We start from the raw sequence: 12691 nt of genomic DNA, 5'->3' as shown, positions 1-12691 counted from the left end.
TGACTGCCCAGATAGAAGAGGCGGCGGGGATCACGCCTGGTGTCCGGCCCAAACGGGTGCCGTGCAAAATCCTTCGCCAACGCCCGCAAGGCTGATCGGATGCTCAGAACCAGAAAAATCAAATTGCGATTTCTTTGCGCATTAATCGACAATCCTTTGTCGAAGTGCCACGTAACTGTCTGCACCGCCAGGCTGCGAAATCTCGGCATAGAATCAGATTTTATTCCTATGCCTTCATCCCCTCCGCTCCGAAGCGTGCGAGCCCGGCGAAGCGGGGAAGACCACTGTCTTGTTCCCGTTGAGGAAGACACGGCGGTGGATATGCGCGTGGATCGCACGTGCGAGCACCTGGGTTTCGACGTCGCGCCCGAGCGATACATAGTCAGATGGGCTTTGGGCGTGCGTTACGCGCACGATGTCCTGATCGATGATCGGCCCCTCGTCAAGATCGGCGGTGACATAGTGCGAGGTCGCGCCAATGAGCTTCACCCCGCGCTCAAAGGCCTGCTTGTAGGGGTTTGCCCCCTTGAAGGAGGGCAGGAAAGAGTGGTGGATGTTGATGATGCGGCCAGACATCTTATGGCACATCTCATCCGACAGCACCTGCATGTAGCGGGCGAGCACGATCAGCTCCGCGCCGGTCTCCTCGACGATGCGCATCTGCTGCGCTTCGGCTTCGCGCCTATTTTGTTTCGTCACTTTGATAAGATGGAACGGGATGTCATGGTTCACGACCACCTTCTGGTAGTCAAAGTGGTTCGATATCACCGCCACAATGTCCACTGGTAGCGCTCCGATGCGCCAGCGGTACAGAAGGTCATTGAGACAATGGCCGAAGCGCGAGACCATGATGATCACCTTCATCTTTTGGCTCTCGTCATGGAAGGCGAAGTCCATTCCGAACGCCTCGCCGGTGTCGGCAAACCCATTGCGCAGTGTGTCGAGCCCAATGCCCTCTTCGGAACTGAAGCTGACGCGCATAAAGAAGTTGCCGGTCTGCGTATCGTCAAATTGCGAGCTGTCGGTTATGTTGCAGCCGTTCTCGGCGAGGTAGCCCGCGATGGCGGCGACGATCCCGCGCCTCGATTTGCAGGTGACCGTCAGGCAGTATTTGTCCATATCGAACTTGCTCGTGTGTTCAGTAAAGTTTTGTGCGGGCGCGTCAGACAGAAGGCCGGATGAAGCGGCTCATAAGGTCAGTCCCTCTGGCGCGGGCAGCCCGTGGGCACCGCAGCAGGCCGTGACCGTGTTGGCGAGCAGACAGGCGATGGTCATGGGACCGACACCTCCCGGCACGGGCGTTATCGCACCAGCTATCTCCGCCGCGCTGCTGAAATCCATGTCGCCAACCAGTTGCTGCTTGCCGTCCCGCGCGATCCGATTGATGCCAACGTCGATCACGGTTGCGCCCGGCTTGATCCATTCGCCGGGGATCATTTCTGGGCGGCCGACGGCAGCCACGAGGATGTCGGCCCGGCGGCAAATTGATGCTAGATCGCGTGTACGCGAATGAACGATGGTTACGGTGCAGCTATCGCCTAGCAGAAGCTGCGCCATCGGTTTTCCGACGATGTTCGAGCGCCCCACGACCACCGCTTCGAGCCCGGACAGATCGCCCAGATGGCCGCGCAGGATCATAAGACACCCCAACGGGGTACACGGCACCATCGCATTTTGTCCGATACCGAGAAGCCCGACATTCGAAATGTGAAACCCATCGACGTCCTTTGCCGGATGGATCGCATTGATCACCAGATCGGCTTTCAGATGTTTGGGTAGAGGCAGTTGGACGAGAATACCGTGAATCTCAGGATCGGAATTCAGCTGCTCGATTAGAGCAAGCAGATCGGCGTGAGATGTTTCAGTGGGCAGCTTGTGTTCAAGGCTGCTCATGCCAGCTTCGATAGTCTGCCGTCCTTTGTTGCGCACATAGACTTCCGACGCCGGATTATCGCCTATCAGAACCACAGCCAGGCCCGGCGTAATGCCGTGCTCCTCCTTGAGCCAGGCCACATGCCCAGCAACCCTTGAACGTAGCTGCGCCGCGGACGCTTTGCCGTCGATGATCTGAGCAGTCATGTTACCCTTTCCTCTAGCCGCTTCGCCGCCGTTTCCAGTGCGTGCCAGAGCGATCCGGCCGACGAGCGCGCGCCCAGCACGGCGACATGAGCGTCGCTGCGGCGGATGACGAAACAGCTCATATGCTCAAGGCCGGTACGCGTCGCAAGGCCCGGGCCAAAGTCCGCGAGATCGACGTTAACAAGCTTCGACAGCAATGCCTCGACAGGGCTTGAGCCGGCCGGCGAAAAGATCTCGAACGCGACCCAGCCATCGGTCTGCTCCGTTACCGAGCAGCCGGGGGCGAGTTGCTTGAGCTCGGCGGCAAAATCCAGCTCGGCGCGGCCTTCGTACTCGATCATCCACTGATCCGGTCCGGTCCACAGCGCGGCAACCCCCTGCCCTGCAACCCAGCGGCCGGGTCCGGGAAGAGTGAGGCCGAACGGCTTGGGCTCAACGGTTCCGCGGTGCAGCGCCAGAGAGGCCAGCGCGAACCCCGTGTTCTCACGGATGTCCAACGCCCCGAACGAAGCGAGGCGTGATATCGCCGCACCGAGCGCAGTGATGGGTCTCAGGTCACTCACGAAGACGTGCTCCTTCAGGATCGACAAAATGCGCCGGCACGACGCGCAGGCGCGCGCTTTCGCCTTCGAGCGGGTTCGCGGCCACGATCACCTCCCCCAGCCGTTCATCGCCGTTCTCGAGGAAACCAAGACCGATCATCGAGCCGACATGCGGACTGTAGCAAGCCGACGTGATCCAACCCTGATCGGTATCGAATTTCCGCGGTGCGCTTTCCGCAAAAAGATGCGAGCCGCTGACCACCTTCCCGGCCGGATCGACGGGCCGCAGCCCCACCAGGCGTCGCCTGTCGCCCGCAAGGCCCTCGCGCCGCGACATCACAGCGCCGACGGAATCCTTCTTCTGCGACACCATACTGCCAAGTCCGAGCATGGGGGCCGTCGTCTGTCCGTTCAATTCGGGGCCGGCGGCGTGGCCCTTCTCGATCCGCAGCACGCCCAGAGCCTCGGTGCCATAGGGCGTCGCTCCAAGATCGGCTCCTAATTCCATCAGCCGCTCCGTCAATGTGTGGCCGTATCGGGCGGGAACCGCAACCTCATAGGCGAGTTCGCCCGAGAAGGAGATGCGGAAGAGCCGCGCGCGCAGGCCGTCGCAGACGGTGAGCTCCGCGCAGGCCATGAAGGGGAAGGCTTCGTTCGACAGGTCGAACCCGTCAACGACGCGGGCGAGCAGAGCGCGCGACTTCGGTCCGGCGACGGCGATCTGGGCCCAGGCATCGGTCGTGGAGATGATCTGGACCTCAAGTTCCGGCCAAAGGCACTGCCGGGCGAACTCCATATTGCGGTAGACTAGCCCCGCATTGGCCGTGGTCGTGGTGACCAAGTAGTGATCATCGGCAAGGCGCGCACAGGTGCCGTCGTCATAGGCAAAGCCGTCTTCGCGCAGCATCAGCCCGTAGCGGACTCGACCGACTTTCAGCGTGACCATCATGTTGCAGTAGAGCCGGTTGAGAAACTCGCCCGCGTCGGCGCCCTGCACATCAATCTTGCCGAGCGTGGTCACGTCACACAGGCCCACCGCCCTGCGCACGGCCCTGGCCTCGCGGTCCACGCTCTGGCGCCATTGCGTTTCGCCCGGACGCGGATAGTATTGCGCACGCATCCACTGGCCGACCTCGACGAACACGGCGCCTTTCGCTTCTGCCCAATGATGAGTCGGTGTCAGGCGGCGCGGTCGGAAATGCGGCCCTATATCGCCGCCGCCCAGGACCGACAGCGTCACTGGAGTGTAAGGTGGGCGGAAAACCGTTGTCCCAGTTTCCGGGATCGACCTCCCGGTTAGCTCCGCCATCACGGCAAGCCCGGTCACGTTTGCGGTTTTGCCCTGGTCCGTCGCCATGCCCAGAGTCGTGTAGCGTTTCAGATGCTCTACCGGCCGCATGTTCTCGGCATGGGCGAGCTTGATATCCTTCACTGTCACGTCATTCTGGAAATCGACCCAGGCGCGCCCCTTGCCCGGTACATGGAAGACGGGCGCAACCGTGTAGTCTGCCTCCTCGGCGCGCGGCAAATCGGGCAACGATGCCGCGATTCCAAGTTCGTCCATCGCACGCTGTGCGGCTCGCGCGCCGGAACGCAAGGTGTCGGGGGTGGAAAAATTGCCCGCCGCCGCACCTGCCGGAATTAATCCTAGAGGCCCATCCTCCCCAGGCAGGAACGCCTGCAGCGGTTCATTCCAAACAGGCCGACCGCGATGATGCGAAAAGAGATGCAGATTCGGGTTCCAGCCGCCAGAGACCCCAAGCGCGCCGCACTCGATCCATTCGGACCTGCCGTTTGCCTGAACCTCGATCGACTTCAGCCCAAGCCGGCCGCGTGAGCCAGTCACCATGCCCCCCGCGATCAGTCGGTAGTCACCGCGAGCCTTCGCCTCGGGGCGCACGTCGATGACGGCGCCGACCTGGACATCCTTGGCGGCGAGGTCGCGCGCGGTGCGATGCCCGTCATCGTTATTGGTGAAGACGGCGACTGTCTCGGACGGACATGCCGCCCAGCGATTGGCGTAAGCCCGCATTGCGCCGGCCAGCATGATTCCCGGACGGTCATTGTCGGCAAAGGCGATGGGGCGCTCGGTCGCGCCGGCCGCCAGCACCGCGCGTTTCGCCGTGATACGCCAGAGTGTCTGGCGCACACGCCCAGTTGCCACTGGGAGGTGATCGGAAACGCTTTCCACCGCGCCATAGACCCCGTGATCATAGACGCCGAAAACCGTCGTGCGACGCATCACGCAAATGTTCGGCAGGCTCTCGAATTCAGCCTCCATCGCTGATATCCAGTCGGTGGTTTGCCCTCCGTCCAGCGTTTCCGTCTCGGACAGAAGCCGCCCGCCCAGGCGGAAATCCTCGTCGGCCAAAATCACACGTGCGCCCCCGCGCGCCGCCGTCAGCGCTGCAGCAAGCCCGGCCGCCCCCCCGCCGATGACCAAAAGGTCGCAATGGAGGAAGCCCTTGTCGTATGTATCCGGGTCGGCCTGCATGGAGAGTCGCCCGAGGCCCGCCGCTTTGCGGATCGCCGGCTCATAGAGCTTTTCCCAGAAGCCTTTCGGCCACATGAACGTCTTGTAATAGAACCCGGCCGTAAGAAACGGCGACAGCAGATCATTCACCGCCAATGCATCAAACCCAAGTAAGGGCCAGCGGTTCTGGCTTCGCGCCTCCAGCCCCTCGAACAGCTCCACCACCGTGGCGCGCGTGTTCGGCTCCTGCCGTGTCCCCGTCCGCAGTTCGACCAGAGCGTTCGGTTCCTCCGAACCGGCCGAGAGCACCCCGCGCGGGCGGTGATACTTGAAGCTGCGGCCCACAAGACGCACGCCATTGGCCAGAAGCGCCGAAGCGAGCGTGTCGCCGGCATGGCCCTGATACCGTTTATCGTCGAAGGTGAAGTTCAGAATCTGCGAGCGGTCAATCAGCCCTCCGAATAGCCGTGTCATTTGCCGCACCTATTTTGCGCAAGCGCGACATTGCGCGCCAGCTCCGCACCGAGGACTTCATGGGTGACGGTGTCGCGAGTCACCACCAGCCATGACCGGTCACCCTGCTCGTGGAACCACAGCTCGCGGTGCACGCTCGCCGGGTTGTCGCGCAGAAAAACGTAATCGCAGAAGGCGGCCTCGGCATCGGGCGCGGATGGGTCTGGACGGTCGATGAGCCGCGCGTCGCCCAAATAGGTGAATTCCTGCGCATTCCGCAGGCCCAGAAGTGGATGTGGAATCAGCATTGGACCGCCTTAGTGGAGATTGGGCTGGGCACCGGCGCCGCGCTCGTCAACGGCACGTCCGCGTGCGAAACGGTCGATGCGGTAGGCGCGCGCGGTCTCGTGGGGTGCGCCGGTGGCAAGAAGATGGGCGAAGGCATAGCCGCTGGCTGGCGTCGCCTTGAAGCCGCCATAACACCAGCCGCCGTTGAAATAGAGGCCATCAATATGCGTGCGGTCGATGATCGGCGAACCGTCCATCGACATATCAACGACGCCCCCCCACATGCGCAGGAGCCGCGCCCGCCCGATCATGGGCATCAGCGCCATGCCGCCTTCCGCGACGTCCTCCACCACCGGCATGTTGCCGCGCTGGGCATAGGAATTGTAGCCGTCTATGTCGCCGCCGAAGACTAGCCCGCCCTTGTCGGACTGGCTGATGTAGAAATGGCCTGCCCCGAACGTGATCACACCGGGAATGGTGGGTTTGAGCCCCTCCGTGACAAAGGCCTGCAAAACATGGCTTTCGATCGGAAGCCGCATTCCGGCCCTTGCCATGACGCGGCCCGAGGAACCCGCCACTGCCACGCCGACCTTGTCACCTGCGATATAGCCGCGCGACGTCTCCACGCCATGCAACTTGCCGCGATCGACCCGGAAACCCGTCACCTCGCAATTCTGGATTAGGTCCACGCCATGACTGTCGGCCCCGCGCGCATAGCCCCAGGCCACGCCGTCGTGCCGCGCGGTGCCCGCACGCGGCTGCATCAGGCCGCCTTTGATCGGGAAGCGCGCGTTGTCGTAGTTCAGGAACGGAACCATGGCGCGCAGTTCCTCTCGACCTAGCAGTTGGGCGCCCGCCCCCGCCAGCATCATAGCGTTGCCGCGGCGGCGGAAGGCATCGCGCTGCGCATCCGTATGAAAGAGATTGATGATACCGCGTTGGGAAACCATCGCGTTGAAGTTGAGCTCCTGCTCCAGCCCTTCCCAGAGCTTCATCGAGAACTCATAGAAGGGCTCGTTGCCGGCAAGCAGGTAGTTCGATCGGATGATCGTCGTGTTTCGCCCAACATTCCCGGATCCGAGCCAACCCTTCTCGAGCACGGCGATACGAGATCGCCCGAAGGTCTTGGCCAGGTAATAGGCCGTCGCCAGGCCGTGGCCGCCCCCGCCGACAATCAAATAATTGTAGGAAGACTTTGGATCAGGATTGCGCCAGAGAGGCCCCCACCCGGTGTGCCCCTTGAGCGCTTCAGCAAAAACGCGGAAGCCCGAAAACTTCATATCAAGAACTCCTTGGACTGCCGAGACTATGTCACGGCAAGGACAGTGAGGTGTTTTCAAAATTGACTTATGTGTGCTTTTGCCGGACATGTGCGGACGATGTGGACGATAGGTTTCCCACGGGATGATTGACGGGAATCACGGCAGCGCGCAGCGATACGGTTTCCTGCTGATTGAAGGCTATGCCCTGATGTCCGCGGCCTCCGCGGTCGAGCCACTGCGCGCCGCCAACCTTCTTAGCGGGCGGACCCTTTACGATCTGAACTTCATCTCGGCCCAAGGCGGGTGGATGCGCAGTTCCGTCTCGGGCGCGTTCGAGACAGAGCCTGTTTCAGAAGCCGGCACTGATTTCGGTATTCTCTTCGTCGTCGCCGGCGGGAACCCGCTCACCTATCGAGACGACAGTATCCTGGCTTGGCTGCGCCGTCTCGCCCGGTCGGGAGTGCCTTTGGGCGGGATCTCAGGCGGGGCGGCAATCCTGGCCGCGGCGGGTGTGATGTCGTCACGCCGGTTTACGATCCACTGGCAACATATCGATGCAATGCGCGAGATCTATCCTGAGGCGCTGATCGAACGCCGCCTCTTCGTCATCGATCGCGACCGCTTTACCTGCGCCGGCGGCATGGCGCCCATGGACATGGCTCATGCGCTGATCGCTTCAGACCATGGTATGGAATTGGCGCGCGCGGTGAGCGACTGGTTCATTCACACCGGCGTCCGACAGGCCGAGGCTCCGCAGCAGCTGGACCCGGTTCGGAAGTACGATCTGCACCATCCTGCGCTGGTCGCTATCGTCGAGCTGATGACGAGCCATATCGCCGACCCGTTGAAGCTGGAAGATCTGGCGCATCTGAGCGGTATCGGTGCGCGACAATTGGAGCGGTTGGCAAAGGAACAGCTGGGACAGAGCGTGATGCAGTTCTATCGGTCTCTGCGGTTGGAGAAGGCCGACGAGATACTACAACAGTCGAACCTCCCGATCACCGAGGTGGCGCTTGCCACGGGCTTTTCCAACCGCAGCCATTTCTCACACGCCTTTCAGGATTATTTCGGAGTCGGTCCCGCCAGCCGACGAAAACGGAGCCGCCATGGCGTACATTAGCCAGCGAACTTGTAGGCAAGACAGTTGCTCTTGTTGCCTTTCATCTCGCATCTTAAAATGCTAGCCGCTCTGAATTGCGCCGGGTTTCGGGCGGCCGTTTGATCGAATCGCGCCGCCATACCCATATACCCAGCAAGTGGCGCACGAACGTGCCTCGCCTTCGCCGGCGGGATGTTGCCGATGAACGAGTGAGCACGACCACCTTTTCAGCGAGCATCTTCGACGCGAATTAGTCAAGTGCGAATGGGTCAATAGCGGAGAAAAAGGGACCGCTTGATCGGGCTTGCAAGCCGGGCCCTCTCGGGCGCGGGACGACCGAGATCCAGAATGGTCCCGGCTCGCTTGACCATCGGGCGCCGCAGAGCGATAGCTTCGACAGCCTACAAGACCCTCAAGCCCGCGGTCGCGCATGTAATTGTCAAGGGAGTCCTGCACCATTTCGTCGTAATCCAGCCGATAGACGCGAAGTGGGTCACCGTCATGGACCCGGCCCATGGCGAAATCGGCAGGCTGTTGCGCAAAGAGTTCAAGGCGCAGTGGACTGGCGTCCTGGTGCTCCTCTTCCCGCAAACATCTTCAAGCGCCGCGACGAGACCACGTCGCCTCTCGCCTGCTTCGCGCAGCACAATTCCGCTGCCCAGTTGAGATCGATCCAGCGTCCCTCAGAGTACAGACAGGTTTGCGTTCGACTAGTAACCCCCTTCTCGGAGATTAGTCCATCTTAGGAGGGTGTCCACCCGCCGAACACGGTGGAGACTGCTGGCCTCAGCAGCGGTTCCGCGCGAATCGATCCGATTGCCTTCAGAGGAGGCCCGTGAACGGTCTGCGTATCAGCCCACCGATGAAGAACTCAACCATCGACGTATAGTCGAAGACCGGAATGCCGTCCGTCGCCTGCTGGACCGCCGCGGCGTAAGGCGGCAAGTCGCCGCACTCAAGCAGCAGCATCCCGATGTCTGGTCGGTCCTTTTGTAGAGCCACCGCGGCATTGACGACCTCGGTCTTGAAGGCGCCGATATCTGCGTCGCCCCCCTCGCCCTTAAGCAAAGCAGGGCCGGCGGGAGTGTCCTCGAGTCCGGCGACGACCACCCTACGCCCGATATCAGCTCGCAGCCCGGTCATTTCCAACATGTCCTGAGTTAGTGCAGACTTGTCTGCCACAATGATGCCGAGCGCCTTGTTTGCGGGAAGCGTCTTTTCGAGAAAAGGAGCGAGGAGAAGGCTTGATAAAAACACCGGCACGTCTACCGCGGCGCGGACCGCTTCCTGATATCGGATCGAGTACCCGCAGCCGCAGGTGATCAACTGCGCACCCTCACGTACCAGCTCGGTCGCCGCCTGAACCACAGCCGATGTCATTTCACCGGCAAAAATCCGGGGGACAGTGAGGCCGGGCACCGTCTTGTAGCGCACAGGGACACTCCACGTGGTGGCATTGCCGGTGTCGCCGGGTATATAAGGGCGGATGCCGGGTACGGGCAGGCGATCAAGCATTAAGATACCAACCGGTGCACCGTGAAACGCCATTCGGGGCTTAACCCAAGAGGGCCACCGCTTACTTTGGGCAAGAGGAGAATCGACCATGTATTATCACTCCACAGTAGCCCTCATCTTTCGAATGGGGCGGTTATTCGCGACTTCGACTTACCTAAAACCGCAATGCAACCCGCTTCAGACTGGGCCAATTCGGCTGGCTACCTGAAGAGTTCAATTGTTCAGGATCGGCGACCCTAGGATCGTGTAAAGCGATCCAATACATTGCGCGTGACACGACACGTAGCAGGATCGCGTTGCTGGATTCCCGCTACCCACTCGCAGCTACCGGCATGAAATACAGAGCCGCGTCCCAACTGGAAGTCCACAATCATTCCAGACCCCCGAGCGGCGGCGGCCCGGGCCCTCTCAGTGTCGACACCATAGCGGTCGAGTGCAACTCCCTCCGTAGTGTCCCCCCACCACAGAATGCTACCCTTGCACGGGGGGCCTACTTCTAGGTTGCTGGCAAGCCCCATCGCTAGAATCTTCAGGCCCTCAGGGGTCTGCATGCGCGCGCTCGGGCGTGGCATGCCGTCGATCATCTCGTAATCCAATCCGTCGACTTCATAACCAAAAATTTGCGCCTCGGCGCCAATAACATCACCGTACCCCAGGTACAGTCCTTCAAACGCCCAGTGATTAGGCTCGTAGAGCGTGAAGCCGCCGACTCCCCGGGCTGCCATCCCGCCTACACCTGCAAACGTTCCGTAATCCGCATTAAGACCAAAGGTGCGTTCTATAGGCCAGCCAACTCGGGGATCGGACCAATTGGTCGCCAAGCGGCGCTCGTCCTTCGTGCCCGCGAACGGATCTCTCTCGGCCGCCTTTCCCTTGTAGCAGACCTGAGTCGTTCCGTTGTCTTCCAGGCGAACCTGACACCAGAAGTTGCCCGCGAAGCGCGCCACATTCCCTCCGCTCTTGATGTACCGCTCTATTGCTTCACGCATCTCCCAAGTCCAGTATTCATCGTGGCCAACGAACACTACGCATTTGTATCCAGCTAACAGATCTGGATCCGCGGCCATGTCGGCCAGAGAAACGACATCGACCCCAAACCCCTCAGCCTCCGCCCAGCACAGGAATGGCCGCTCATAGTTCGCCCAGCCGGCGCTGGTGTAAAACTTGCTAAAACCCCGAGAGCACGCGAATTCATCCTGAACATAGCGGAGTGGCGACCCCAAGGGCGTCGTTTGTCTCGCGGTCTTCCGCGGAGCTCCCTGTGGCAGCCAGATGAAACCTCTCGCCCAGGGGCGATGCAGGGTGATCCTGGGGGTGAATCTGAAAGACCAGTCGCCGGGCAAATGGTGACCAACATAGTGACTGTAGCCGCCCCAATCGTTGTACGCCGTCCAGGTACATGTTGCGGCGACCATGAGAATTTGTTTTTGCTGACCTTTGCGGGGTAAAACAAAGAAACCGTGTTCCTGCTCCTGGCGCTGCTCGCTCCGGCTTGCATGACTAGTCGCGATATAAAACCCAGCGGGTGCGTCATCAGGAATTTTCCATGCATGGCTCTGCGCCCAATCGCAGCCTCGCTCGTAAAAGCGATCGCGGAGCCCCGCCGACTCGCCGCGTATATTTTCCAGCTGAGCAATTGTCTGAGATCTCAGACCATCCCTGACGATGCTGATGTCGAAACGCTCTGCAGTCGTGCTGGTGTGGAACCGCACGACATCCCCAGGCCTGTACGACATGCGATCAGTATACGTAAATACCTCGAGGTGACTCGGATCCTGGAAGACAGTCTCGTAGTAGAGCGTCTTCACTCCGTCGAACCCCTGTCTCCGAGGAATAAATGCAAAACGCTCCTGGCTCGGGAGTCCGGCACTCACGTCGCTGCTCATCACGCTCTCCTAGCATTCCGTTGTTCACCGCACACGTTGCGAGCGGCTAAGGCAAATTACGCGTCTCAACTCCCCATCGGCATGTATCCGCTATGTACTTGTTCCTTCGCGACCGTGTTCGGAAGCTTTTATTCTTTAAATTGAGTCAGAAAAACCGCTGACAGAACCTTGATCCATGCCCACAAAACGTCGGACTTGGAGGGGACCTACGCCAGCTTCAACCGCGCCTGGCCAAATGGAGCGGATGCGGGCGGTGACCACTCATCTGGAACCACCTTTCTAATAGAACGTCGTTCCAACCATAGCGCTCCTACACCGCGTGTCAATGCAAAACTGGAGCAACTGACTGGCCGCTGCCGCGATGCAACTCGGAGATGGCGCACCATGCTTGAGAGTCAGGTGCCGATAGGTCTTCCATCAGCGCCAGATTTGCCAACCTTGATCGCCACTTTCCGCCCGTGACTCAATTCGCCACGCCTATCCGGCCAAGCTCGACCGACGTCGGCTTCGGACATGCGGCACGTACCTCCCGGATCGCCGGGGCAACCGCCCCTGCCCACCCAATGGTCGCGTCGCCGATGACATCTCCAGTCCGTCGCTGTCGACACTCTCGCCGCCCGGACTTGCGTCGCATTTGCCGCTGCCGACTGGCGCCGGCATAGCGGGCTCTCGTCCAGTCGACCGACTACGCCTTTGATAACTGGATGCTTTCAAATCTGGGCGGGATCACCGCCGTTGGGCCTCTCGATCAGAGTGACATCTGCGCCTAGGTCTGCCAGTAGCAGGGTTGTATATGGACCAGGATATTGTTCTGCGAGACTTAGCACGCTCACTCCTTCAAGTGGTGATCCGATCACGTGAAGCTCCATTTAATAATGTTGAACACACTGTGAGTGCCGAGCTTACCGCAATCGATGTTACTACTGTCATAATTCGTAAAACCGCAACATATTGGATTGGATTAACGGTGAACGGCCTGCGGCTGTTCAGTCGCCATGGCACGCAAAATGCCATTAATGTACTTCGACACCGCGACGTAACAAAGAATTCTATGAACTTTCACATACGTGAGGGCGACTTCAGGCTATCAGGGC

General features: G+C 60.5%; 11 protein-coding genes and 1 pseudogene. 3 read left to right on the top strand and 9 right to left on the bottom strand.

Annotation, left to right across the window (positions count from 1 at the left end):
• Positions 1-234 precede the first annotated feature (234 nt).
• The 6 genes from purU to NKH70_RS31110 all read right to left on the bottom strand — a co-directional run bounded on the left by purU (position 235) and on the right by NKH70_RS31110 (position 7115).
• Positions 235-1119 (bottom strand): formyltetrahydrofolate deformylase, encoded by an 885-nt coding sequence (purU, locus tag NKH70_RS31135; RefSeq protein ID WP_353027093.1) that lies wholly within the window; start codon positions 1117-1119, stop codon positions 235-237.
• A 69-nt stretch (positions 1120-1188) separates the two neighbouring features.
• Complete coding sequence (gene folD, locus NKH70_RS31130; protein WP_353027091.1) at positions 1189-2079, bottom strand: bifunctional methylenetetrahydrofolate dehydrogenase/methenyltetrahydrofolate cyclohydrolase FolD; 891 nt, start codon at positions 2077-2079, stop codon at positions 1189-1191.
• Complete coding sequence (locus tag NKH70_RS31125; RefSeq protein WP_353027089.1) at positions 2076-2642, bottom strand: sarcosine oxidase subunit gamma; 567 nt, start codon at positions 2640-2642, stop codon at positions 2076-2078. The genes folD and NKH70_RS31125 overlap by 4 nt, the downstream gene beginning before the upstream one ends.
• Positions 2635-5568, bottom strand: a complete 2934-nt coding sequence (locus NKH70_RS31120; protein ID WP_353027087.1) for a sarcosine oxidase subunit alpha family protein — start codon at positions 5566-5568, stop codon at positions 2635-2637. The genes NKH70_RS31125 and NKH70_RS31120 overlap by 8 nt, the downstream gene beginning before the upstream one ends.
• Positions 5565-5855 carry a sarcosine oxidase subunit delta gene (locus NKH70_RS31115; RefSeq protein ID WP_353027085.1) on the bottom strand — a complete coding sequence of 97 codons (291 nt, stop codon included), beginning with the start codon at positions 5853-5855 and terminating at the stop codon, positions 5565-5567. Before NKH70_RS31115 ends, NKH70_RS31120 begins: the two co-directional genes overlap by 4 nt.
• Before the next feature lie 9 nt (positions 5856-5864).
• On the bottom strand, positions 5865-7115 hold the full coding sequence (locus NKH70_RS31110) for a sarcosine oxidase subunit beta family protein (RefSeq protein ID WP_353027132.1): 1251 nt from the start codon (positions 7113-7115) through the stop codon (positions 5865-5867).
• A 124-nt stretch (positions 7116-7239) separates the two neighbouring features.
• Between NKH70_RS31110 and NKH70_RS31105 the strand changes: the two genes are divergently transcribed.
• Entirely contained in the window at positions 7240-8217 is a 978-nt protein-coding gene (locus NKH70_RS31105) for a GlxA family transcriptional regulator (protein WP_353027083.1), read from the top strand.
• Between the two features lie 381 nt (positions 8218-8598).
• Positions 8599-8840: pseudogene (locus tag NKH70_RS31100) on the top strand (cysteine peptidase family C39 domain-containing protein); the annotation flags it as partial.
• A gap of 178 nt (positions 8841-9018) precedes the next feature.
• On the opposite strand, the gene NKH70_RS31095 reads toward NKH70_RS31100, so the two are convergent.
• From NKH70_RS31095 to NKH70_RS31085, 3 genes are all read right to left on the bottom strand, one after another.
• Positions 9019-9711 carry an aspartate/glutamate racemase family protein gene (locus NKH70_RS31095; RefSeq protein ID WP_353027081.1) on the bottom strand — a complete coding sequence of 231 codons (693 nt, stop codon included), beginning with the start codon at positions 9709-9711 and terminating at the stop codon, positions 9019-9021.
• Between the two features lie 236 nt (positions 9712-9947).
• Positions 9948-11597 (bottom strand): N,N-dimethylformamidase beta subunit family domain-containing protein, encoded by a 1650-nt coding sequence (locus tag NKH70_RS31090; protein WP_353027079.1) that lies wholly within the window; start codon positions 11595-11597, stop codon positions 9948-9950.
• Positions 11598-12307: 710 nt separating this feature from the next.
• Positions 12308-12466 (bottom strand): CoA transferase, encoded by a 159-nt coding sequence (locus NKH70_RS31085; RefSeq protein ID WP_353027077.1) that lies wholly within the window; start codon positions 12464-12466, stop codon positions 12308-12310.
• Here NKH70_RS31085 and NKH70_RS31080 point away from each other — a divergent pair.
• Positions 12391-12691 (top strand): hypothetical protein (locus NKH70_RS31080; RefSeq protein WP_353027135.1); only part of this gene is annotated, 301 nt, incomplete at its 3' end. The genes NKH70_RS31085 and NKH70_RS31080 overlap by 76 nt on opposite strands.

The organism is Mesorhizobium sp. M0991 (assembly GCF_040318915.1).
Taxonomy (GTDB): Bacteria; Pseudomonadota; Alphaproteobacteria; order Rhizobiales; family Rhizobiaceae; genus Mesorhizobium.
Note: the sequence above shows the minus strand (reverse complement) of the source record. Positions and strands in the feature narration are given on the sequence as shown.

What these genes read in the sequence shown, in the direction of transcription:
- purU (WP_353027093.1), bottom strand. Translation starts at nt 1,119, where the DNA reads ATGGACAAATACTGCCTGACGGTCACCTGCAAATCGAGGCGCGGGATC.
- folD (WP_353027091.1), bottom strand. Translation starts at nt 2,079, where the DNA reads ATGACTGCTCAGATCATCGACGGCAAAGCGTCCGCGGCGCAGCTACGT.
- NKH70_RS31120 (WP_353027087.1), bottom strand. Translation starts at nt 5,568, where the DNA reads ATGACACGGCTATTCGGAGGGCTGATTGACCGCTCGCAGATTCTGAAC.
- NKH70_RS31115 (WP_353027085.1), bottom strand. Translation starts at nt 5,855, where the DNA reads ATGCTGATTCCACATCCACTTCTGGGCCTGCGGAATGCGCAGGAATTC.
- NKH70_RS31110 (WP_353027132.1), bottom strand. Translation starts at nt 7,115, where the DNA reads ATGAAGTTTTCGGGCTTCCGCGTTTTTGCTGAAGCGCTCAAGGGGCAC.
- NKH70_RS31105 (WP_353027083.1), top strand. Translation starts at nt 7,240, where the DNA reads ATGATTGACGGGAATCACGGCAGCGCGCAGCGATACGGTTTCCTGCTG.
- NKH70_RS31095 (WP_353027081.1), bottom strand. Translation starts at nt 9,711, where the DNA reads ATGCTTGATCGCCTGCCCGTACCCGGCATCCGCCCTTATATACCCGGC.
- NKH70_RS31090 (WP_353027079.1), bottom strand. Translation starts at nt 11,597, where the DNA reads ATGAGCAGCGACGTGAGTGCCGGACTCCCGAGCCAGGAGCGTTTTGCA.
- NKH70_RS31085 (WP_353027077.1), bottom strand. Translation starts at nt 12,466, where the DNA reads ATGGAGCTTCACGTGATCGGATCACCACTTGAAGGAGTGAGCGTGCTA.